Source organism: Nereida sp. NH-UV-3 (genome assembly GCF_042939535.1).
Taxonomy (GTDB): domain Bacteria; phylum Pseudomonadota; class Alphaproteobacteria; order Rhodobacterales; family Rhodobacteraceae; genus Nereida; species Nereida ignava.
Genome location: NZ_CP132157.1, coordinates 1,560,848 through 1,582,219, shown reverse-complemented (window position 1 = coordinate 1,582,219; position 21,372 = coordinate 1,560,848). Strand labels below are relative to the sequence as shown.

Genomic DNA, 21,372 nt, shown 5'->3' with positions numbered 1-21,372 from the left:
TCAGGCAATAATTATGTGTCAGATGGTTTTACCAGGAGCGATATTGATGAGCGACACTTTTAAATTGAGCCGCCGCGCGTTTGTCGGCGCTGCCGCGACGTCATTGGCCAGCCCAGCATTGGCCTTGGATGAGGAAATTGAAGTTGAGCGTGACATCTCTGAAGTTGTTCGTCGCAATATCTCAAGTTTTCGTGCGCTTGAGTGGCAGCCTTACTTTAGCAACCTTAAGAATGGCGCCGTGCTTGTAGATGTGACGTCTCGTGCGCTGCATTATTGGTCCGAGGACGAGAGTGTTTATAAACTCTACCCTACCAGTGTGCCGCTTTCAGATGATTTGACCCGTCTAGGGCGTACGCGGATCACGCAAAAAGTAGATGGCCCAAGCTGGCGTCCAACGCCTTCGATGAAAGAGCGTAACCCCGAATGGCCCGACTTCATTGGCCCCGGTCCGGACAATCCGCTCGGGACCCATGCGCTGTACCTGAGTTGGACATATTACCGCATCCACGGCACTCATGACACGCGCAAGATTGGGCGCAGGTCATCGAACGGTTGCATTGGTCTTTATAATGAACACGTCCAAGAGCTGTTTGATTTGACCAAAGTGGGTACTCAGGTTTTGCTCATTTAGAGATAAGTCTTTATAAAATCTTAGCTAACGGCGTTCTGCAGGCCGCCGTTTTTTATTGTCCAATTTCCGCCACAAACTGATCACTCAATTGCCTAGTTGCGCTGAAGCTGCGTTAACCCTGCGCGGTTAGCTTGCCAATAGGGTAATAGGTGGGTGAGTTTTATGTTGAGCTTGAGTTTTCAGGTTCGCCACGTTTGGGGCGAGCCAAATGAAGATATGCGGCCGCGCGATTTGGCAGTCTTTGCTAATCAGGCAGGTACATATCTGGGCGTTTTTGGCTTTCAAAATGATTGGTACGAGACTGTCTCGCTTGATGGCGGTGGCTTTGATATTGATGCGGAGCCAATTGTAGCCAATGCGCCGGACATCGCGTTAAATTTTGGAACACAATCAGTAACCGCAGGCGGTGCGCCAATCAGTTGGGCTTCTGGCGGCCTGAACAGCACCGACCTGTCTCATGCAAATTACGCGGTCAATTATACTGTCAGCCAAAACGAAAGCGGCCTGTCGCTGCTTGCTGGGGGGTATGGGGTCAGCGGTCTGCATCAGTTTTCAGTGGACGATGATACCACAACTGCCACGAGCACGGATAATGTTGCCAGCGATCATGCATATGGCAGCAATATCTCAAGCATCGTTGAATTTACCCTTGATGGTCGTGATTTTATCCTCACGGGGTCTGCGTCTGGTGGTGTGATTTTACTGGAAAGAACCCTGTCTGGGGACATAGGCGTTATCGATAGCCTTGGCGCGGTCGAGGGGCTTGGGTTTGGCGCCATTGTTGATGTGCAGGTGATTGAATTAGGCGAACAGCATATTGCACTTGTCACAACGGATCACGGCGCGCTGGCGACCCTTAGCATTTCGACTAATGCGCTGAACTTACTGGATTTTGTGATTGATACGAGCGAGACACGCTTGAATAACGCCGCTGCTGTAGAGACTTTCTACCACGAAGGTCAGGTCTTCATTCTGGTGGGCGGCGCTGATGCGGGGATTTCGTTGCTAAGCGTCATGGGTGACGGGCGGTTGCTGTCGCTGGGTCAATTCGCGGACACGGCTGAGGCATCTCTTGGTACGATCAATGAGATCGAGGTGATGAAAACGTCCAGCACGCTTCGTGTGTTTGTAAGTAGTGACACAATTAATGGCGTTGCGGAGCTTACGTTGCCCCTTTCTTTGCTACCGAATGCCACGCCGGTTATTGAGGGCACTATACAAGGAACTCCACAGAGTGACCTTCTTATTGCAGGTGATGAGCCGTCTGTCATTTATGGCAACGGTGGTGGTGACCTGTTTGTTGATGGTGCCTACAATGACGTTCTTTACGGCGGTGACAGTGCGGATCGGTTCATCCTAACATCTGACGGCCGCACAGATACGATCCGTGATTTCGATCTGATTGAGGATCGGCTTGATTTGTCTGCTTGGGGGTCGATCTATTCGTTTGACCAGATGGAAGTGAAGGGCCGATCAGACGGGTTTCGCCTTACCTACGGTTCAGAGGTTTTGGTTGTCGTTACTGGTACGCGCGCGGGCGCCAATGACATTGCTCACATTCTGGACACAAGTCTATCGCGGCCCACGGTTAATCTGATCGAAGGCGGGTCTGGGGACGGAAGTCTGATGTTCTTCTCATCGACTGAAACGACAATCTTCGAGGCAAGCCAACCCAATGCAAGCTTTATTGGAGGCACGGGGTTGGATGTGATTAGTTTTGCTGGGCTTGAGCAAGTGACCGTATCGCTCGACAATCCATCGCTTAACTCAGTCAACATTACGGGTCAGTCGTATCAAAGTATTGAAGGTGTCTTGGGGTCAGCAGGCGATGATATGATTTTGGGTGATAGCACCGCCAACAGCCTGTCGGGCGGTGATGGCGATGACATACTTTCGGGTGGTGGTGGTCGCGATATTCTCGAGGGCAATACGGGAAATGACAGCATTTTTGATACAAACGGTGGGGCGCAAATGCAGGGCGGTATCGGGAATGATTTTCTGCTCGCTTTAAGTGGTGCCAATCAGTTGATTGATGGTGACGTGGCAAGTCGTGTTCAAAACGCGGATACGCTGCTTGGTGGTTACGGCAATGATACCCTTGAAGGCGGCGCGGGTGACGACATTCTGGTGGGTGATTTTGGTGCGTTTTTGTACTGGGGTGACGACACATTGGAAGGTGGCCGTGGCGATGACATTCTGAATGGTGGTTACGGTGCTGACGTATTTGTGTTCCACCCAATGCATGGCAATGATGTGATTGGGCATACTTCTCTCACGGATCAGGCTGTGGTGATTGGTGCAGATTTTGATGTGGGGATTGATCGCTTAGAATTGACTGGGTTTGATGGTATTTCATCCCGCCAGTCAGCGCTTGATCAGTTCTATACCAACTCAAATGGTCACGCGGAATTCTCGCTTGAGGGCACTACGATTGAATTGTGGGGGGTTGGCCTTGATGCTTTGTCCGTTGGTGATTTGTGGGTGTGATTAGGCGTTTATTAAACCTGCTGTGATCTATGGCACCCATGTTTTTTAAGTTTGTGTGCAGGGCGGTAGTTGCCGCATTATTTATTGTGACATTAATCGCAAGCGGCGGTGGTGGCGGTGCAACGACGGGCGGTGGACCGGTTGTGGTTAATCCTCCTGTTGATCCACCGGACCCGCCTGACCCTACGCCCAATCCAGATGTGATTGTTTCTGTCGCAACCTTGGGTCTTGATAGCCTGTCTCTTGAAACTGCTCTGGGTCAAACGGAAGCGAATTTGACTAACAGAAGTCTGATCATTGATCAGATCAGCGTCGGCTTGATTGAAAACGCGTTGGGTTTGGGTCTGCAGCACGTTTTCCCGGTCTCGCCGGTTGGAGGGAATGTGAAGCTTGCTGTGCGGGCCTCTGCTAATTCTGCGGTTCCAATAGTTCCGACTGTTTATGAGGGCACTGCGATTGCTCAGGTCACAGACGGTACCGCAACTTACGCTGTCACAATGGACGCACGTACGACCTTACGTTTTATTGGTGGCGCTGGCCGCGCTGATGTCCTTGCCGATAGTGTCCGTACAGGTGGCGCTACAATCGGCCAATCGGGGGCGGCGAATTATAATCCTACGGGCGCAGAGATGATCGAAATTACAGGCATTGAATTAAGCGGCCCCACGTTGGTGAATGGTACGCAAACAGATGCCTCGGCAATTGGATTTGGCACGTCGGGAGCCGGCAACATTCTTGCAGGCAGCACTCAAATTTCAGTCACTGCCGTTCTAGCGGGGCCTTTAGCTGACGAAATCGCAGGGGTAGGCGGTGCATCAGGCCCTCTGGGAGAGGTCCTGATCACTTGGTCAGGTGCGCAGCTAGACTAATCGCTGGCACGCAGGGCGTTTATACCCAACCTTTTAGGTTGTCGTCGATTGTGTTGCAGAGCGCAGCAATGTGAGCATCATCATCATTAAGGCACGGAATATAGAGGAAGTCGTGACCACCAGCCTCTTCAAAACTCTCAAAGATTTCCTCGTTGATCTCTTCAAGCGTTTCAATGCAATCAGCTGAGAATGCAGGCGCACAAACTGCAATATTTGTTTTGCCCTTTTCCGCAAGCCGCGCGACTTCCTCGACGGTGTAAGGTTGAAGCCACTCTTCCGGCCCGAATTTAGATTGGAATGTTGTGATGATCTGCGTGTCATCCCAGCCTAAACGTTCTTTCAAAAGGCGCGTCGTTTTTTGACATTGGCAGTGATACGGATCACCCTCCATCAGGTACCGCTGCGGCACACCATGATAGCTACACACCAATATTTCGGGGCGCTTTTCGGCGTTGGCGTAGGCAGTCTCAATCGACTGGGCTAGCGCTTCAATGTAATCCGGACGCTCATAATACGCCGGCACCGTGCGCACGGTTGGCTGCCATTTTTCTTTCATCAAAACACGGAAGAATTCGTCATTTGCGGTGGCTGATGTTGCTCCGGCGTAGTGTGGATACAGCGGGAAAAACAAAATTTTCTGACATCCGGCTTCGATCATTGCGCGGACCTTGGATTTTGTAGACGGATTTCCGTAGCGCATACAAAAATCGACCATGACGTCATCGCCATAGGTCTCTTGCATCTGCGCTTTTATCTTAGCGGTTTGTTTTTTTGTGATCGTCATCAAAGGGCTCTCGCCCTCGTCGTGGTTCCAGATCGATTTATACGCTTCACCGCTAGAAAATGGACGCTTTGTTAAAATGATCAGTTGCAAAAGCGGCTGCCAAAGCCATGGGCTGTAATCAATGACACGCCGATCGGACAGAAACTCGTTCAAATACCGGCGCATCGACCAGTAGTCGTAATTGTCCGGTGTGCCCAGATTGGCGACCAAAACCCCAATCTTAGCAGGCTTCACCTTTGGGTGATCGCTTGGTGCGTGAACGGGGCAGATAGCCTCGTCGCTCGTATTCGTTTTCGCGTCAAACATCATCTAAAGTCCGTAGGTATAAGTGCGTTAAGTTGCCAGATAACTGGAAATCGCTTCAGGTCAATCTTTTGGGTCATCAGGAATACGCAGAGCATCTGCTAATTTCATCTTTGCCGAGCCGGGTTTGAGGGGTTGCTGTTGGCTTGCATCAGGCACCCAACCGGCCAAGAAAATGATTTCGAATGTTGCGATCAGCCTTTTGCCGTCAGAGAAATTCTGGCGATAAACAGTCTCTAACGCGTCGAAAACGGATTTTGGCGTGGGCTTTTTGGTACGTGCGGTAAGCGCGTTGCTTTCCCCCATTTTTCGCAGATCGATCATCAGAGCAGTCGTGTCGCTGTAACTCACAGGCAGCGTCAAAGTGTCCGCAACCGGAAGCGCCAAGCCCGCTCTTTGAAGCAGCGCACCGTAGTCGCGCACTTCACCCATGGGCACAACGCGTGGTGACAGCCCGCCCATCACTCTGCTTTCAGCCTTGGCGATAGCACTTCGTAACTCGTTTAGGGTCTGGCCACCAAAACAAGCGGCTAAAAACAATCCATCAGGCTTGAGCGCATTTCGACACTGCACAATTTGCCCGACAGGATCATTCGCCCAATGAAGATCCATTGCGTGAACGATCAGATCGTAGCCGTTGTCCGTAAATCGCAGTGTATCATCAGGGTGGATGACGTCCGCCCCCTTCACAATATTCGCCCATAGGTCCGGCCACGATGTGACCACAGCTGTTTTCGTAAACGACTTCTTAACCCCAAGCAGTCTTTCTGAAATTTCATCGAATGCTTCTCGCTGCAAAAACATCCCATCGGGGGTCCGACGGTTTTTGTGATGCAGGTGCAGGGTGTGCGTATCTGTAAGGGGCGGTTGTTGTGTCATGCTGCTCATGTAGTCAGGAAAGTTATAATGCAAAACCCACTTCGGCTGATCTATCCTCATCATTGCCTAACTTGCGACACCTTGACCGGCGGGCCTGACGCGCTTTGTGGGGATTGTTGGGGTGAGGTTTCTTTTTTGAATGGCAGTGTCTGTGGAAAATGTGGCGCCCAAGTGATGAGCGAAGTCGATGGTATGCAGTGCGACGATTGCTTGCACGCGCCAAGACCGTGGAGTGCTGGCCGGTCCGTGTTTCATTACAGCGGTTTTGGTCGCCGGATGGTGCTTGGCATTAAACACGGTGATCGTCTTGATCTTGTTCGGCCTGCTGCAAAATGGATGGCGCAGCATGCCAGACCGCTTAGGCGTGATAATATGCTGGTCGTGCCAATACCGCTTCATTGGTCGCGTCTTTTTGGTCGGCGCTACAATCAGTCTGCTGAGCTGGCTCGCGGGATAGCGCAACAGATGGGGTTGCAATACGGTCCAGATATTTTGCAGCGGCCTAAACGGACACCGATGCTAGAGGGTAAAACCCGCGATGATCGACTAAACATTTTAAGCGGCGCGATAACGGTCAATCCAAAACGCGCCTTAAATATCGTTCAGCGACCAATTTTGTTAGTAGATGACGTAATGACCACAGGTGCCACGCTTGCGGAGGCGGCAAACGCGCTGGCATCTTCACGTGCTGGCGAGGTGTTCGTCATCACACTAGCGCGCGCGGGAAAAGATACTTAACTATCTAGCAACTACAAATTGGAGCGCCCTAAAATGAAAACTGTTGAACTTTATACGTCACCCCTGTGTGGCTTTTGCCATTCTGCCAAGCGGCTTCTCAGCCAAAAGGGCGTAAGCTTTTCAGAGATTAATATTTTGGCTCAGCCTGATCGCAAGGGTGAAATGATCAAGCGCGCCAATGGCGGGCGTACTGTGCCCCAGATCTTCATTGGCGATATCCATGTGGGTGGATGTGACGACCTGTTTGCATTGGATCGTGCAGGCAAGTTGGATAAATTACTGGCGTGAAGGCAGCCCTTCTACAACTTAACTCTGGTGATTGTCCTGCAGAAAATCTTGTACGGACAACGGCGCTTATCGAAGAAGCGGCGGCATCCGGTGCGCAGTTTATTGCAACACCTGAGGTGACGAATTGTGTTTCCGTAAGTCGTGCCCAGCAAATGGAAGTTCTGCACGTTGAAGTGGACGATATTACGCTAACAAAGCTTCGTGATTTGGCTGCAGCCCTTCGGGTTAATTTGTTGATTGGGTCTTTGGCCCTGAAAACAAAGGATACTGATGGTCGGTTTGCCAACAGGTCTTTTCTGATTGATCGCTCGGGCAATATTACTGCGCGGTATGACAAAATTCATATGTTTGATGTCACGTTGTCAGAGGCAGAATCCTATCAGGAATCGCGCGGCTACAGACCTGGTTCCTCTGCGGTCTTAGGCCGTGCAGACGGTCTGAATATTGGCATGACAATTTGTTATGACGTTCGTTTTCCGCATCTTTATCGCGCTTTGGCACAGGCCGGTGCGGAGGTGCTTATGGTGCCGTCTGCGTTTGCCGTCGCCACAGGCAAGGCGCATTGGGAGACGTTGCTTCGCGCCCGTGCAATTGAGACAGGTTGTTATGTTCTGGCGCCTGCGCAGTGGGGTGCGCACGAGGGCCGCGAAACATACGGGCACTCTTTGGCAGTTGATCCTTGGGGAAATGTGCTTAGCGACTTTGGCGAGGGCGTTGGCGTCAGCTATATTGAAATTGACAAAAATCAGGTATTAAAAGCCCGTAAGCGTGTTCCTGCATGGGAGCACAACCAACTTTTCGAAGGGCCCTAATGCCGGTTACTACGTCTGATACCCTTGGCGCGACGCTTGTCGTTGAGCTTCTGGCGATTGATCAGTTGTTGCGTAGTCGTGTCACCAAGGCGCTGCCCCATGGGATGGAAATTTCTCATTTAACAGTGCTGAATTATCTTGCTGCAAGTACGGGGGAACGCACGCCAGCACAGCTTGCCGCCCGTTTTCGACTTACCCGCGGGGCTATGACCAACACGATTAACAAACTTGATCTGATGGGTTTTGTGCACGTTCGCCCTGATTGGGACGACGCGCGGCGTAAGCTTGTTTCGATTAGCGGCGCTGGGCGGGCGGCGCGTGATGAAGCTGTGCGTAAAATCACGCCGCTGGTAAACCAGATGGTCGAAGATATCGGGCACGACAAGATAAGCCGTACCCTGCCAATTCTACGCGAGATGCGTCAAAAGCTGGCGGATGATTAGGCCGGTTTTGTCGACGCTGTCACGTAGTTCACGCTAAGGTCTTTTTCAGAAATTGACCAACTCCAAGAGATTGGGTTGAAGACAAAGCCCTTGCGGTCGACGGGTGTCATTCCTGAAGTGGTCAGCAATTCGAACAACTCGTCAGGCGTGATGAATTTTGACCACTCATGAGTACCCTTTGGCAGCCAGCGCATAATGTGTTCTGCGCCGATGATCGCCATTAAATAGCTTTTGGGATTGCGATTGAGCGTTGAGCAAATTTGCAACCCGCCGGGTTTTAGCAACTGTTGGCATGCCGTTAGATATGCCAGTGGGTCTGCTACGTGCTCGACCACTTCCATATTGAGAACCACGTCAAATTGCTCGCCTGCATCGGCCATGGCTTCTGCGGTTGTGAAGCGGTAATCAATATCCAGCCCACATTGTTCTGCATGGACTTTTGCTACGGGAATGTTTCTCTCGGCAGCATCAGCCCCAACAATGGTGGCGCCAAGGCGCGCCATCGGCTCGCACAGCAAACCGCCACCGCAACCGATATCAAGAATGCGGAGCCCTTCAAAAGGCGCGTCTTGGGTAAGATCACGGCCAAACTCAGCAGCAATTTGTCTTGTGATGTAATCAAGACGGCACGGATTAAGCATATGAAGGGGCTTAAATTTACCGTTTACGTCCCACCATTCTGCCGCCATTGCCTCGAATTTTGCGATTTCTGCGGGATCGACGGTTGTTTGTGCGTTGGTCATGATGTGCCCTTATGACAAAAAAACATGGCGCACCGGATGTTTCGGCGCTCTTTTGGGTTATATAGGTCATTCATGGACAGAAACGCATCCCCCCGCCGCGCCTTGTCGCACCTTTATCCGGCGCTTGCACCGTTCGATCAACGGATGCTGGACGTTGGCGACGGCCATTCTGTCTATATGGAGCAGTGCGGAAACCCCGATGGCATACCTGTCGTTGTGTTGCACGGCGGTCCGGGTGGTGGATGTAGTCCTACGATGCGGCGGTATTTTGATCCTGCGCAGTACCGCATTATTTTGTTTGATCAGCGAGGGTGTGGGCGGTCAAGACCTCACGCCAGCGTCGAGGATAATACAACGTGGCACTTGGTGCGCGACATTGAGCTTATTCGTGAAACTTTGGGTATTGAGCGTTGGGTGGTGTTCGGCGGTAGCTGGGGTGCCACGCTGTCATTGATTTACGCGCAAGCACACCCTGATCGCGCAAAGGCACTTATTTTGCGCGGTGTGTTTTTGATGACCCGCGCTGAACTTGATTGGTTTTACGGTGGCGGCGCTGCGATGTTCTTCCCTGATCTGTGGGCACCCTTTGAGAACCTTGTTCCGGAAGAAGAGCGCGCAGACATGATTGGCGCGTATCATAAGCGCCTCTTTTCGGGTAATCACGCCACTGAGGTGCGCTATGCGCGCGCTTGGGCTGCTTGGGAAAATGCATTGGCCAGCATCATGAACGAGGGTGCCGGTGGTGACGCGCCAGCCGAGTATGCCCGTGCTTTCTCAAGGCTCGAAAATCACTACTTCATGAACGCGGGTTTTTTGGGCGAGAACCATCAAATTCTTGATAACATGGACAAGCTGCGCGGTATTCCGGCGATAATCGTACAAGGTAGATATGATATGATCTGCCCGCCGACGTCGGCCTATAAGTTGGCCCAAAACTGGCCTGAGGCAGAGCTCAAGCTGATTGCGCGCGCAGGACACGCACTTTCAGAGGCAGGCATCAGCGAGGAATTGGTACGTACGATGGATCGTTTCGCAACCAGGCTGGCCTAGGCGCGGGCGTTAAGCCTTTACACGATTTCTATTTTCCTTAACTTGATCACTCGGGGGCGTGTACGCTCGTCATTTTTGGGGACCAGTTTGGGAAGCGTTTCAAAGATTATTTTACAGCGGCTTGGCCTTGGTCTTGTGACGCTGTTCGTTGTCTCAATTGTCATTTTTACCGCAGTTAACTTACTCCCTGGTGATTTTGCTCAAAGCATTTTGGGTCAGGGCGCGACCAAAGACGCCGTTGAGGCGATCCGCAAAGATTTAGGCTTGGATCAGCCGTTTTTTGTCCGTTATCTTGATTGGCTGTCCGGTGCAGTACGCGGTGATCTAGGCACAAGCTTTGCCGCCGCTAATTTCAGCAGCTTTGTTGGTAGCGACGCAGGATCAGGCCTTGGTACAGTCGCACAAACTATTGCTCCGCGTTTTGAAAACACGATGTTTTTGGCAGGTGTGACAGCGATGATTGCGGTGCCGCTGGCGGTTTTTTTGGGCGTGCTTGCCGCGCTCTACCGCGAGACAATTTTTGATCGGGCGGCCAATATTTTCACGCTGTCCAGCATCTCTAGCCCCGAGTTTTTCTTGGCATATGTGTTGATCCTGGTTCTTGCAGTGTTGAACCCGATCCTTCCGTCCCTCTCGAATATCTTTGATGGGATGAGCTTTTCCGAGCGTCTTGAGCGCACGTTGCTGCCCGCGCTTACGCTTACACTGATTGTTACGGCCCATATGATGCGGATGACGCGGGCTGCCATTATTAATTTGCTGGCCTCGCCTTACATCGAGATGGCGCGCCTTAAGGGCATCAGCCCGATGCGTGTAATCGTCAAGCACGCGCTTCCCAATGCACTTGCGCCGATTATCAATGTGATCGCGCTTAACCTTGCCTATCTCATTACCGGCGTCGTCGTCGTTGAGACTGTTTTTGTCTATCCGGGTATTGGCCAGCTGTTCGTCGATAGTGTGAAATTGCGTGACATACCCGTTGTGCAGGCGTGCTGTCTGATTTTCGCGGGGGCATATATTCTGCTTAATCTCGCGGCTGACATTATGTCGATCTTATCCAACCCACGTCTGAGGCATCCAAAATGAGTGGTTTCGTGACTGTGGTTCTGTTTTTTGTTGGCATGGCGATTTTCGCATGGGCTTTCCGTGCGGTTGCGCGTGCGTTGAAGCCAGATGAGCCTGTGTTTCGCGATATGCCCTATGCGACCGCGTTCGGCTATATTTTTGGTTTGGTTGCTATCATGGGCGCGATTTGGCTTTATGCGTTGTCGCGTGATGCTGATCCGTTGGTTGCCAATAAGTACTTCTTTGCTGGCAAAGCGATGGAGGCCTTTGTGCTGTTTACCATTGCCGCGTGGCTCTTCCGTGTTGTTGGGCGCAGCATCGGCACCAATGGATCGCGTAAGTTGTTCCGTCAGATGCCATTGACCGCATCTTTCGGCATCTTGATGATCATCCTCTATTCAATCGCTGCAATTTTTGCGGGGGTCATTGCACCGTACGGTCAGGACGAAATCATTCAAGGTGTCGCGGCTAATATTGTACCGGGCGGAAACCCTGCCATTGGCGGCAACCCAGAATTTCCCCTTGGTACGGATCAGTTGGGTCGCGATTTGTTGAGCCGTTTGATCTATGGTGCGCAGAACACAGTTGGCATCGCATTCGTCACCACGCTTCTGGCGTTTTTCCTTGGCGGCTCGCTTGGTTTTCTGGCGGCTGTTCTTGGCGGTTGGTTTGATCAAATCATGTCCCGTGCGGTGGACGTTTTGATGGCAATTCCATCGCTTATTTTTGCGCTGCTCTTGATGACCATCGCGGCCGTTTGGGCGCCGCGTTTGGGTATACCGCTAACATTGTTCATGGTTGTAATCATCGCCGTCATCGACAGCACGCGGGTGTACCGCTTGGCGCGCGCGGTTGGCTATAACATCGTCGTTATGGATTACATCGAGGCCGCAAAACTACGCGGTGAGGGCATGGGCTACCTGATCTTTAAAGAGATTTTGCCTAACGCCACTGCGCCTCTTTTGGCCGAGTTTGGTCTGCGATTTTGTTTCGTGTTTCTTACCATTGCATCGCTGTCGTTTCTTGGTGTTGGGATTCAGCCACCCCTTGCTGACTGGGGCACGATGGTTCGTGATTTGGCGCAGTTCATTAACTTTGCCGCCTTTGCGCCACAGGTAGCAGCAGCACCCCTCTTGGCGGCTGGTGCAATTGCGTTGCTAACCGTTGCTGTGAATTTTGTGGTGGACTGGATGCTTCACAGATCGTCGGGGCTGAAGTCATGAATAATCTTTTAACGATCAACGAGATCTATATCGAAGGCCGCAGTGATGAGGTGTGGTCGCCCATTATCAATGGCGTGAACCTAAGCCTTAAGCGCGGTGAAGTTCTGGGTTTAATTGGTGAAAGTGGGGCGGGTAAATCCACGCTTGGACTCGCTGCAATGGGGTATACCCGTGATGGGTGCCGCATTTCGTCTGGTTCGGTTAATTTTGACGGCATCGATCTGGTCTCAGCATCCGCAGATGTAAAACGCGGGTTGCTTGGAAAGCGCATTGCCTATGTCGCACAGTCTGCTGCCGCCAGCTTTAACCCTGCGCATAAGATCATTGATCAGCACACTGAGGCACCCATCCAGCACGGTGTGATGGCGCGTGCAGAAAGTTCAGAAGATGCGATGCAGCTTTACGAGCGTTTGCGCCTTCCCAACCCTCGTGAAATTGGTTTTCGCTATCCGCATCAGGTTTCAGGCGGTCAGTTGCAGCGGGCAATGACAGCCATGGCCATGGCCTGCCGCCCTGATTTGATCATTTTTGACGAGCCAACAACTGCCCTTGATGTGACAACGCAGATTGAGGTCTTGGCGGCTATTCGCAAGATCGTTGAGGATTTTGATACCGCCGCGATTTACATCACGCACGACTTGGCAGTCGTCGCGCAGATGGCAGATCGGGTTAAGGTTTTGCTGCGCGGCGATGAGATTGAAACCGCAGATACGCGCGAAATGCTGGCCAATCCGCAAGAAGACTACACGAAGTCGCTTTGGGCTGTCCGCAGTTTTGAGCGCCCCGCAAAGCCTGCTGTTCATACCGGCGCAACGCCCGTTGTCTCGGTGTGCGGCGTCACTGCGGCGTACGGCAAGGTTGATGTTTTGAGCGACGTTAGTTTCGACATGCACGCTGGTCGGACAGTGGCCGTGGTGGGCGAGTCTGGTTCGGGTAAATCAACAGCGGCGCGCTGCATTACCGGCCTGTTGGCTCCACGACAGGGTCACGTTGAGTTTGATGGTGCGCAACTGCCCGCTTCATATAAGCAGCGTGATAAGATGCAGCTGCGCCAAGCCCAGATGATTTATCAAATGGCTGATACGGCGCTTAATCCGCGCAAAACTATCGCAGAAATTATTGGCCGTCCTGTGCAGTTTTACATGGGCCTGACTGGCCGTGAAAAAACCAAACGCGTGGATGAGCTGCTGACGCAGATCGAATTGGAGCCATCACAGTATCGTGACCGCTTACCGTCCGAGCTGTCTGGCGGTCAAAAACAGCGCGTTGGAATTGCCCGTGCGCTTGCGGCTGAGCCAAAATTCATCATCTGTGATGAGGTTACAAGCGCGCTGGATCAATTGGTTGCCGAGGGTATTTTGCGATTACTTGCTGATCTGCAAGATACGCTTGGCTTGACTTACATGTTCATTACGCATGATCTTGCTACTGTGAAATCTATTGCTGATGAAGTTGTTGTTATGAAGGATGGTCGTGTTGTGGAGCAGGGGCCCAAGGCAGAGATGTTCCAGCCGCCGCATCACCCATACACGGATTTGCTGCTGTCATCTGTGCCCGAAATGGACCCTGATTGGCTGACCAATCTTCTTGAGGAACGCGGCATGGAAAACATTGGTGATGCAGCCGTCGGTAAAATGTAGGCGATCTAATAAATCTAAGTGAGAGCGGGCCGAACCTGCCTATGAAAACTCGATAAACTGTTCAACGAAGGGAAAAAGAATATGTCAGGACTAAGTAGACGCGGACTTCTAAAGACGGGTGTTGCCGCAAGTATGCTGGCTGCCACAGGTGTGCCCGCGCGCGCCGAAGCGAAAAAGGGCGGCACGCTGCGCCTTGGGATTGCGGGTGCTAACACATCTGACAGCTGGGACGCGCGTACGCATTCTGACAGCTTTATGATCATGCTGGCGCACGGCGCTGTATTCGATTGCCTTACCGAAGTAGGTGCGGACGGCCAGTTGAAAGGTGAGCTTGCCGAGAGCTGGGACGCGTCAGCAGATGCCAAGGTGTGGAACTTCAAGCTGCGCAAAGGTGTGACGTTCCACAACGGCAAAGCGTTTGGTGCTGATGATGTGATCGAATCGTTGAACATGCACGTGGCTGAGGGCGCGAAATCTGCGGCTCAGCCGATTGTTTCTGCGATCACGAACATGGAAAAGATTAACGATCACGAGATCGTCTTTACCCTTGAAGCTGGTAACGCGGACTTCCCGTTCCTGCTGTCTGACTATCACATCGTGATGTATCCGGCCGGTCAGGTCGAAGAAGCAATCGCCAAGGGTATCGGTACGGGTATGTACAAAGTCGAGAGCTTTGATCCCGGTGTTCGCGCATTGTTGAGCCGTGTGGATAGCCACTACAAAGATGGCAGCGCAGGTTGGTTTGACAGCGTTGAAGCGGTCGCGATTAACGATTCCTCTGCACGTATGAATGCGTTGATGACGGGTCAGGTGGATGCGGTGAACCGCGTTGATTTCAAGACAGAGCCACTTTTGCGCGCCAATCCAACGGTTAATATTTTTGAAGTGACTGGCAACCAGCATTATACGTTCCCGATGCTGGCCAACCTGTCACCCTTTGATAACGTGAAGGTCCGTCAGGCGCTTAAGCATTCGATTAACCGCCAAGAGATGGTCGATAAGATTTTGCTTGGCCACGGCCGTGTTGCAAATGACCATCCGATTGGGCCTGCCAACCAATACTTTAACGATGGTCTTGCGCAAAACGCATACGATCCTGATAAAGCGAAAAGCCTTATTAAAGAGGCTGGCCTTGATGGTTTGACTGTTCAGCTATCTGCCGCAAACGCAGCATTTGCTGGTGCGGTTGATGCGGCACAGCTCTATCAAGCTTCTGCTAAGGCGGCGGGTATCAACATTGATGTGATCCAAGAGCCTGATGATGGATATTGGTCAAACGTCTGGATGAAAAAGGCATGGTGTGCCTGCTACTGGTCCGGTCGCTCAACCGAGGACTGGATGTTCTCAACTGCATACGAAGCTGGCGTGCCTTGGTGGGACAGCAAGTGGGACAATAGCCGCTTCCAAGAGCTGCTCCTGACGGCGCGTGCCGAGCTTGATAGCGATAAGCGTCGCGATATGTACGGCGAAATGCAGCAGATTATGTCTGTTGATGGTGCGACTGTTATCCCGATGTATGCAAACTACGTCGATGCGCACAGCACTAAACTGACCAACTCTGGCACCATTGGTAACGTCTTCCAGATGGATAGCTCGCGTCTGGTCGAGCGTTGGTGGTTCGCGTAACGCACGTATCCCTAAACTAACAACTGCGCCCCGCCGTTTGGTGGGGCGTTTTTGTTTGGGGTATCGCTAAATCAGTCACCATACCATTTCACTTGCAGTTTAGTACCTTTGTGCCTATATGCATCTCAACAGCGGCATGTTGGGGTCCAAACCTAGCATCCACCGAAGCGATATAACGGGCCGTGCGCCCGTTTTTTTGTGCCCACAGTTAGGGCGATGAAAGTATACGAACCAATGAACGACCTGATTGCAAAAGCAGCGATTGATCGCCGACTTGCCGAGATCATTACACCTGTCATCGAAGACTTGGGGTATGAGCTGGTGCGCGTGCGATTGATGAGCGGCAAGCAGACAACGTTGCAGATCATGGCGCAAAAACCTGATGGCACCATTGAGGTGGATGACTGCGCCAAGATCAGCACCGAAGTAAGCGCGACCCTTGATGTTGAGGATCCCATTCTGGATGCCTACGCGCTTGAAGTCTCCAGCCCTGGTATTGACCGCCCACTGACGCGTTTGAAAGATTTTGCGCTTTGGGAGGGCTATGAGGTCCGGATCGAAACTGATGAACTGATTGACGGACGCCGCCGCTTTAAGGGTGAGCTTGCGGGCGTTGAAGGTGATGAGGTTTTGATCACCATTGAAGAAGGCACTATCGGGCTCAAGTTCGATTGGCTGTCTGATGCAAAACTTATTTTGACTGATGATCTTATCCGCGAGGTCCTAAAGGGCCGCAAAGACGCGGGTCACATTGACGAGACACAATTCGATGAGGTTGAAACCATCATCGACGGTGAAGAAGAAGGAAACGTATAAATGGCTATTACCTCAGCGAACCAGCTTGAGCTTTTGCAAACTGCAGAGGCTGTTGCCCGCGAGAAAATGATTGATCCTGCGCTCGTCATCGAAGCCATGGAAGAATCCCTCGCGCGTGCGGCAAAGTCACGTTACGGCGCCGAAATGGACATTCGTGTCAGCATCGACCGCAAGACAGGCCGTGCGACATTCACCCGTGTCCGCACAGTTGTTGAGGAAGCAGAGCTTGAGAATTATCAAGCTGAGTTCACAGTTGAACAAGCCAAGCAGTACATGGAAAACCCTGAGGTCGGCCAACAGCTGATCGAAGAAGTACCCCCTGTTGAAATGGGCCGTATCGCGGCACAATCCGCCAAGCAGGTTATTTTGCAGAAGGTTCGCGAAGCTGAGCGTGACCGCCAGTACGAAGAATTCAAAGATCGCGCGGGTACAATCATCAACGCGCTTGTTAAGCGTGAAGAGTACGGCAACGTCATCGTTGACGTGGGCAGTGGCGAAGCCGTTTTGCGCCGTAACGAGAAGATTGGCCGTGAAAGCTATCGCCCGAACGACCGCATCCGTTGCTACATCAAGGACGTTCGTCGCGAGCAGCGCGGCCCGCAGATTTTCCTTAGCCGTACTGCGCCAGAGTTCATGGCAGAGCTGTTCAAAATGGAAGTTCCTGAAATCTATGACGGCATCATTGAGATCAAGGCAGTTGCCCGTGATCCCGGTTCGCGCGCCAAGATTGCAGTGATTTCATATGATGGCTCAATTGATCCGGTTGGTGCCTGTGTCGGTATGCGTGGCAGCCGTGTCCAAGCAGTTGTGAACGAGCTTCAGGGCGAGAAAATCGACATCATCCCATGGAACGACGATCAGCCAACGTTCCTTGTGAACGCGCTTCAGCCTGCTGAGGTGACTAAGGTGGTTCTTGACGAGGAAGCCGAGCGTATCGAGGTTGTTGTGCCGGATGAGCAGCTTTCACTGGCAATTGGCCGCCGTGGTCAAAACGTACGCCTTGCGTCACAACTGACACACCTCGACATTGATATTCTGACTGAAGCACAGGAATCCGAGCGTCGGCAGGCAGAATTCGCTGAGCGCACCGCGCTGTTCATGGAAACACTGGACGTCGACGAATTCTTCGCACAATTGCTTGTCTCTGAAGGCTTCACATCGCTTGAAGAAGTTGCCTACGTCGAAGTAGATGAGCTTCTGGTTATTGACGGTGTAGACGAAGCAACTGCGTCCGAGCTTCAGGCACGTGCCCGTGACAACATCGAAGCGGCCAACAAAAAGGCCCTTGAGAATGCAATCGCTTTGGGTGCTGAAGATAGCTTGATCTCGTTTGATGGTCTGACGCCACAAATGGTTGAAGCGCTTGCAAATGATGACGTTAAAACTCTTGAGGATTTCGCAACTTGCGCCGATTGGGAACTTGCTGGCGGCTGGACAACTGTGAACGGTGAGCGCTCAAAAGATGACGGTACGCTTGAGCCGTTTGACGTGAGCTTGCAGGAAGCCCAAGACATGATCATGACAGCACGCGTGATGTTGGGTTGGGTTGATCCGACCGAGCTTGAAACTGATGAAGTTGAGGGCGAAGGCGACGCAGCTGAAATGGAGGCCGAGGTCTGATCGCAGGCCTCGGGAACCCTTGAACATGACGCGCGGTGGTGCTGATAAAGACCGGTCTAACGGCCCTGAACGTAAGTGCATTGCGACAGGTGACGTGCAACCAAAAGGCGGTTTGATCCGTTTTGTGGTAGGGCCGGATAATCACATTTACCCTGATGTGATGGAAAAATTGCCAGGACGCGGTATATACGTGTCAGCAGCCAAAGAAGCTTTGGAGCTTGCCCAGAAAAAGGGTTTGTTCAGTAAAGCCGCCAAGGCAAAGGTGGTTGCGCCTGATGATCTGATCGCTGTTGTGGATCATGCGTTGGTTGCGCGTTTTGGGAACTTGATGGCGCTTTCTCGCAAAGCAGGCCACGCGGTTGTCGGATTTGAGAAAGTAAAAGACTGGCTCGTGAAGGAGTATGCAGAGGTTCTGTTGCAAGCAAGCGACGGTTCCGAGCGAGGCAAGTCAAAGTTGAGTACGCCACACTATGGTCGATTTATCGGCTGTTTGACGGCAAATGAATTGGGTTTGGCATTTGGGCGAGAAAGTGTGATACACGGCGCACTCGCATCTGGTGGGCTCACCGATGGTATCGTTGAGACCGCAGCCAAACTGGAAGCGATACGTGAATGGAACGGCGTGAAGGCACGTCGGAAAGGAAAAGCACTCGATGAGTGAAGACGACGGTAAAAAGACATTGGGCGTTCGCCGCGGCGGACCTGGTAACGTAAAGCAGAGCTTTAGTCACGGACGTACGAAGAACGTCGTGGTGGAGACTAAGCGCAAGCGCGTAATGGTGCCCAAGCCGGGTGGTGGCTCACAGCCTAAACCTGGTGCAGGTCTTGTTGCGGGCGATCCATCGAAGCGTCCGGCAGGTATTTCCGACGCGGAAATGGAACGCCGTATGAAGGCTTTGCAGCAGGCGAAAGCCCGCGAAGCCGAAGATGCTGCGAAGCGAGAAGCAGAAGAGAAGGCACGCGCGGAAAGCCGTGCACGCCGCCGCGAAGAAGCAGAAGCTAAAGATCGCGAAGAGCGTGCTCGCGAAGAAGCGCTGAAAGCGAAAAAAGATGAGGATGCACGCAAGGTTCGCGAAGCTGAAGAAGCTGCGAAACGTGCTGCTGCGCCTGCTGAAGCACCTGCTGCACCGGCTGCGCCACGCGGTCCCGGCAAGCTGACTACTGCTCCTCGTCGCGAAGCGGATAATGACCGTGACAACAAACGCAATAAAAACCGCGGTAACGACGATGGTCGCCGCAGCGGCAAGCTTACCCTGAACCAAGCCCTTTCGGGTGGTGAAGGTGGGCGTCAGCGTTCAATGGCGGCGATGAAGCGTAAGCAAGAACGCCAACGTCAGAAAGCTATGGGCGGCGCAGTTGAGCGCGAAAAGGTTGTACGTGATGTACAGCTCCCCGAAGTGATCGTGGTGTCTGAACTCGCAAACCGTATGGCCGAGCGAGTTGCAGATGTAGTGAAGTCTTTGATGACGAATGGCATCATGGCGACGCAAACTCAGACGATTGATGCGGATACTGCCGAACTCATCATCGAAGAATTTGGCCACAAAGTGGTTCGGGTTTCCGATTCTGATGTGGAAGATGTCATCACTGAGATCGAAGATGCGCCTGAAAACCTTGAGGCACGTCCACCGGTCATTACTGTGATGGGGCACGTTGATCACGGTAAAACTTCGTTGCTTGATGCAATCCGGAATGCGCGCGTTGTTGCGGGCGAGGCCGGTGGCATCACCCAGCACATCGGTGCGTATCAGGTCGAGCAAAATGGCAAGCAATTGACCTTCCTCGATACACCTGGTCACGCGGCGTTTACGTCAATGCGTGCACGTGGTGCGCAGGTAACTGACATCGTTATCTTGGTGGTTGCTGCGGATGACGCGGTTATGCCGCAAACGATCGAGGCGATTAACCACGCGAAAGCCGCCAATGTTCCGATGATTGTGGCGATCAACAAGATCGACCGCCCTGCTGCAAACGCTGACAAAGTTCGGACTGATTTGCTTCAGCACGAAGTGATCGTCGAGAAAATGTCTGGCGAAGTGCAAGATGTTGAAGTGTCTGCCATCAACGGCACTGGTCTTGATCAGTTGCTTGAGGCGATTAGCCTTCAGTCTGAGCTTCTTGAGCTGAAAGCCAACCCCAACCGTGCTGCGCGCGGCGCTGTGATCGAGGCTCAGCTTGATGTTGGTCGCGGTCCGGTTGCGACGGTTCTGGTTGAGACTGGTACCCTTAAGCAAGGCGACATTTTTGTTGTCGGCGAGCAATGGGGTAAAGTCCGGGCGTTGGTTAACGACCAAGGTGAGCGGGTTAAAGAAGCAGGTCCATCAGTTCCTGTTGAGGTTCTGGGTCTTAACGGCACACCCGAAGCTGGTGACGTGCTTAACGTGACTGAAACCGAAGCGCAGGCCCGTGAAATTGCGGAATACCGTGCACAGGCTGCGAAAGACAAACGTGCGGCCGCTGGTGCTGCAACGACGCTTGAGCAGTTGATGGCAAATGCCAAAGCAGACGAATCCATGACTGAGCTGCCAATTGTTGTAAAAGCTGACGTTCAGGGTTCTGCCGAGGCGATCAGCCAAGCGATGGACAAAATCGGCAACGAAGAAGTCCGTGTTCGTGTGCTTCACTCTGGTGTTGGTGCGATCACTGAATCTGACATCGGCCTTGCCGAAGCGTCTGGCGCGCCTGTATTTGGTTTTAACGTCCGTGCAAATGCTACCGCACGTAACGTGGCGAACCAAAAGGGTGTTGAGATCCGTTATTACTCGGTGATTTATGATCTGGTAGATGACGTCAAAGCAGCCGCAAGTGGTCTGCTGTCTGCGGAAATCAAAGAGAACTTCATTGGCTATGCGAACATTAAGGACGTCTTCAAGGTGTCTAACGTTGGTAAAGTGGCCGGTTGTCTGGTGACCGAGGGCGTTGCCCGTCGTTCTGCTGGCGTGCGTTTGCTGCGTGACAACGTGGTGATCCATGAAGGCACATTGAAGACATTGAAGCGCTTCAAGGACGAGGTGCCCGAAGTTCAATCAGGTCAAGAATGTGGTATGGCGTTTGAGAATTACGACGACATCCGTGCCAACGATGTGATCGAAATCTTTGAGCGCGAAGAAGTTGAGCGCACGCTTTCTTGATTGGAAGTAGCCTCGGTTCCGACCGGTAATTTGAAATAACAGAGGGCGCCCTATTGGCGCCCTTTTTTCATTTCAGCGGTTTGTAGGGGTCAGCATACACTGGTTAGACTGGAAAACCCTCAAAGGTTTTGTCACCAATTCTGATGAGTAGCTTGCCGTTTTCGAGAGCCTTAATCAGAATCCCTTGTACGGACACGCCACTTCCAATCTGAATTGTTCTAAGC

Annotated in this window: 19 protein-coding genes; 16 read left to right on the top strand and 3 right to left on the bottom strand. The window is 52.3% G+C overall.

Annotated features, from left to right (window positions below; translation table 11 throughout):
* Nucleotides 1-46 precede the first annotated feature (46 nt).
* From NeNHUV3_RS07830 to NeNHUV3_RS07820, 3 genes are all read left to right on the top strand, one after another.
* Entirely contained in the window at nucleotides 47-631 is a 585-nt protein-coding gene (locus NeNHUV3_RS07830; RefSeq protein ID WP_048598533.1) for a L,D-transpeptidase, read from the top strand.
* A gap of 162 nt (nucleotides 632-793) precedes the next feature.
* Nucleotides 794-3,118 carry a calcium-binding protein gene (locus tag NeNHUV3_RS07825; RefSeq protein ID WP_391480763.1) on the top strand — a complete coding sequence of 775 codons (2,325 nt, stop codon included), beginning with the start codon at nucleotides 794-796 and terminating at the stop codon, nucleotides 3,116-3,118.
* Nucleotides 3,119-3,204: 86 nt separating this feature from the next.
* On the top strand, nucleotides 3,205-3,987 hold the full coding sequence (locus tag NeNHUV3_RS07820) for a hypothetical protein (protein ID WP_391480762.1): 783 nt from the start codon (nucleotides 3,205-3,207) through the stop codon (nucleotides 3,985-3,987).
* A 19-nt stretch (nucleotides 3,988-4,006) separates the two neighbouring features.
* Here NeNHUV3_RS07820 and hemH read toward each other — a convergent pair whose 3' ends face one another.
* Both hemH and NeNHUV3_RS07810 read right to left on the bottom strand, forming a co-directional pair.
* Entirely contained in the window at nucleotides 4,007-5,077 is a 1,071-nt protein-coding gene (hemH, locus tag NeNHUV3_RS07815) for a ferrochelatase (RefSeq protein ID WP_391480761.1), read from the bottom strand.
* A gap of 60 nt (nucleotides 5,078-5,137) precedes the next feature.
* Nucleotides 5,138-5,962, bottom strand: a complete 825-nt coding sequence (locus NeNHUV3_RS07810) for an SAM-dependent methyltransferase (RefSeq protein ID WP_391480759.1) — start codon at nucleotides 5,960-5,962, stop codon at nucleotides 5,138-5,140.
* On the opposite strand from NeNHUV3_RS07810, the gene NeNHUV3_RS07805 reads away from it, so the two are divergent.
* From NeNHUV3_RS07805 to NeNHUV3_RS07790, 4 genes are read left to right on the top strand one after another with little or no spacing between them, the layout of a single operon-like run.
* Entirely contained in the window at nucleotides 5,906-6,691 is a 786-nt protein-coding gene (locus NeNHUV3_RS07805) for a ComF family protein (protein ID WP_391483210.1), read from the top strand. The two genes, NeNHUV3_RS07810 and NeNHUV3_RS07805, sit on opposite strands and share 57 nt — an antisense overlap.
* A gap of 33 nt (nucleotides 6,692-6,724) precedes the next feature.
* Entirely contained in the window at nucleotides 6,725-6,979 is a 255-nt protein-coding gene (gene grxC / locus NeNHUV3_RS07800; protein ID WP_048598527.1) for a glutaredoxin 3, read from the top strand.
* A complete protein-coding gene (locus tag NeNHUV3_RS07795) occupies nucleotides 6,976-7,791 on the top strand; it encodes a carbon-nitrogen hydrolase family protein (RefSeq protein ID WP_391480757.1) in 816 nt (271 codons plus the stop codon). Before grxC ends, NeNHUV3_RS07795 begins: the two co-directional genes overlap by 4 nt.
* Nucleotides 7,791-8,234: a MarR family winged helix-turn-helix transcriptional regulator gene (locus tag NeNHUV3_RS07790; RefSeq protein WP_341246456.1), complete on the top strand. Its 444-nt coding sequence runs from the start codon at nucleotides 7,791-7,793 to the stop codon at nucleotides 8,232-8,234. The genes NeNHUV3_RS07795 and NeNHUV3_RS07790 overlap by 1 nt, the downstream gene beginning before the upstream one ends.
* Here the strand turns inward: NeNHUV3_RS07790 and ubiG are convergent.
* Nucleotides 8,231-8,977 carry a bifunctional 2-polyprenyl-6-hydroxyphenol methylase/3-demethylubiquinol 3-O-methyltransferase UbiG gene (gene ubiG, locus NeNHUV3_RS07785; RefSeq protein ID WP_391480756.1) on the bottom strand — a complete coding sequence of 249 codons (747 nt, stop codon included), beginning with the start codon at nucleotides 8,975-8,977 and terminating at the stop codon, nucleotides 8,231-8,233. The two genes, NeNHUV3_RS07790 and ubiG, sit on opposite strands and share 4 nt — an antisense overlap.
* Nucleotides 8,978-9,049: 72 nt before the next feature.
* Between ubiG and pip the strand changes: the two genes are divergently transcribed.
* The 9 genes from pip to infB all read left to right on the top strand — a co-directional run bounded on the left by pip (nucleotide 9,050) and on the right by infB (nucleotide 21,148).
* Nucleotides 9,050-10,027 carry a prolyl aminopeptidase gene (pip, locus tag NeNHUV3_RS07780; protein WP_391480754.1) on the top strand — a complete coding sequence of 326 codons (978 nt, stop codon included), beginning with the start codon at nucleotides 9,050-9,052 and terminating at the stop codon, nucleotides 10,025-10,027.
* 87 nt (nucleotides 10,028-10,114) lie between these two features.
* Entirely contained in the window at nucleotides 10,115-11,113 is a 999-nt protein-coding gene (locus NeNHUV3_RS07775; protein ID WP_341246453.1) for an ABC transporter permease, read from the top strand.
* On the top strand, nucleotides 11,110-12,315 hold the full coding sequence (locus NeNHUV3_RS07770) for an ABC transporter permease (RefSeq protein WP_391480753.1): 1,206 nt from the start codon (nucleotides 11,110-11,112) through the stop codon (nucleotides 12,313-12,315). The genes NeNHUV3_RS07775 and NeNHUV3_RS07770 overlap by 4 nt, the downstream gene beginning before the upstream one ends.
* Complete coding sequence (locus tag NeNHUV3_RS07765; RefSeq protein ID WP_391480752.1) at nucleotides 12,312-13,955, top strand: ABC transporter ATP-binding protein; 1,644 nt, start codon at nucleotides 12,312-12,314, stop codon at nucleotides 13,953-13,955. Before NeNHUV3_RS07770 ends, NeNHUV3_RS07765 begins: the two co-directional genes overlap by 4 nt.
* 81 nt (nucleotides 13,956-14,036) lie before the next feature.
* On the top strand, nucleotides 14,037-15,581 hold the full coding sequence (locus tag NeNHUV3_RS07760; protein ID WP_391480750.1) for an ABC transporter substrate-binding protein: 1,545 nt from the start codon (nucleotides 14,037-14,039) through the stop codon (nucleotides 15,579-15,581).
* A 234-nt stretch (nucleotides 15,582-15,815) separates the two neighbouring features.
* On the top strand, nucleotides 15,816-16,397 hold the full coding sequence (rimP, locus tag NeNHUV3_RS07755; protein WP_048598789.1) for a ribosome maturation factor RimP: 582 nt from the start codon (nucleotides 15,816-15,818) through the stop codon (nucleotides 16,395-16,397).
* Nucleotides 16,398-18,017: a transcription termination factor NusA gene (nusA, locus tag NeNHUV3_RS07750; protein WP_048598519.1), complete on the top strand. Its 1,620-nt coding sequence runs from the start codon at nucleotides 16,398-16,400 to the stop codon at nucleotides 18,015-18,017. It abuts the gene before it with no gap.
* A gap of 25 nt (nucleotides 18,018-18,042) precedes the next feature.
* Nucleotides 18,043-18,678 (top strand): RNA-binding protein, encoded by a 636-nt coding sequence (locus NeNHUV3_RS07745; RefSeq protein ID WP_048598788.1) that lies wholly within the window; start codon nucleotides 18,043-18,045, stop codon nucleotides 18,676-18,678.
* Nucleotides 18,671-21,148 carry a translation initiation factor IF-2 gene (gene infB, locus NeNHUV3_RS07740; protein WP_391480748.1) on the top strand — a complete coding sequence of 826 codons (2,478 nt, stop codon included), beginning with the start codon at nucleotides 18,671-18,673 and terminating at the stop codon, nucleotides 21,146-21,148. Before NeNHUV3_RS07745 ends, infB begins: the two co-directional genes overlap by 8 nt.
* Nucleotides 21,149-21,372: the final 224 nt, after the last annotated feature.

Bases quoted from the DNA above. Each gene is read 5' to 3' on its own strand.
- NeNHUV3_RS07830 (WP_048598533.1), top strand. From the start codon at position 47: ATGAGCGACACTTTTAAATTGAGCCGCCGCGCGTTTGTCGGCGCTGCC.
- NeNHUV3_RS07825 (WP_391480763.1), top strand. From the start codon at position 794: ATGTTGAGCTTGAGTTTTCAGGTTCGCCACGTTTGGGGCGAGCCAAAT.
- hemH (WP_391480761.1), bottom strand. From the start codon at position 5,077: ATGTTTGACGCGAAAACGAATACGAGCGACGAGGCTATCTGCCCCGTT.
- NeNHUV3_RS07805 (WP_391483210.1), top strand. From the start codon at position 5,906: ATGCAGGTGCAGGGTGTGCGTATCTGTAAGGGGCGGTTGTTGTGTCAT.
- NeNHUV3_RS07810 (WP_391480759.1), bottom strand. From the start codon at position 5,962: ATGAGCAGCATGACACAACAACCGCCCCTTACAGATACGCACACCCTG.
- grxC (WP_048598527.1), top strand. From the start codon at position 6,725: ATGAAAACTGTTGAACTTTATACGTCACCCCTGTGTGGCTTTTGCCAT.
- NeNHUV3_RS07790 (WP_341246456.1), top strand. From the start codon at position 7,791: ATGCCGGTTACTACGTCTGATACCCTTGGCGCGACGCTTGTCGTTGAG.
- ubiG (WP_391480756.1), bottom strand. From the start codon at position 8,977: ATGACCAACGCACAAACAACCGTCGATCCCGCAGAAATCGCAAAATTC.
- pip (WP_391480754.1), top strand. From the start codon at position 9,050: ATGGACAGAAACGCATCCCCCCGCCGCGCCTTGTCGCACCTTTATCCG.
- NeNHUV3_RS07770 (WP_391480753.1), top strand. From the start codon at position 11,110: ATGAGTGGTTTCGTGACTGTGGTTCTGTTTTTTGTTGGCATGGCGATT.
- NeNHUV3_RS07765 (WP_391480752.1), top strand. From the start codon at position 12,312: ATGAATAATCTTTTAACGATCAACGAGATCTATATCGAAGGCCGCAGT.
- NeNHUV3_RS07760 (WP_391480750.1), top strand. From the start codon at position 14,037: ATGTCAGGACTAAGTAGACGCGGACTTCTAAAGACGGGTGTTGCCGCA.
- rimP (WP_048598789.1), top strand. From the start codon at position 15,816: ATGAACGACCTGATTGCAAAAGCAGCGATTGATCGCCGACTTGCCGAG.
- nusA (WP_048598519.1), top strand. From the start codon at position 16,398: ATGGCTATTACCTCAGCGAACCAGCTTGAGCTTTTGCAAACTGCAGAG.
- NeNHUV3_RS07745 (WP_048598788.1), top strand. From the start codon at position 18,043: ATGACGCGCGGTGGTGCTGATAAAGACCGGTCTAACGGCCCTGAACGT.
- infB (WP_391480748.1), top strand. From the start codon at position 18,671: ATGAGTGAAGACGACGGTAAAAAGACATTGGGCGTTCGCCGCGGCGGA.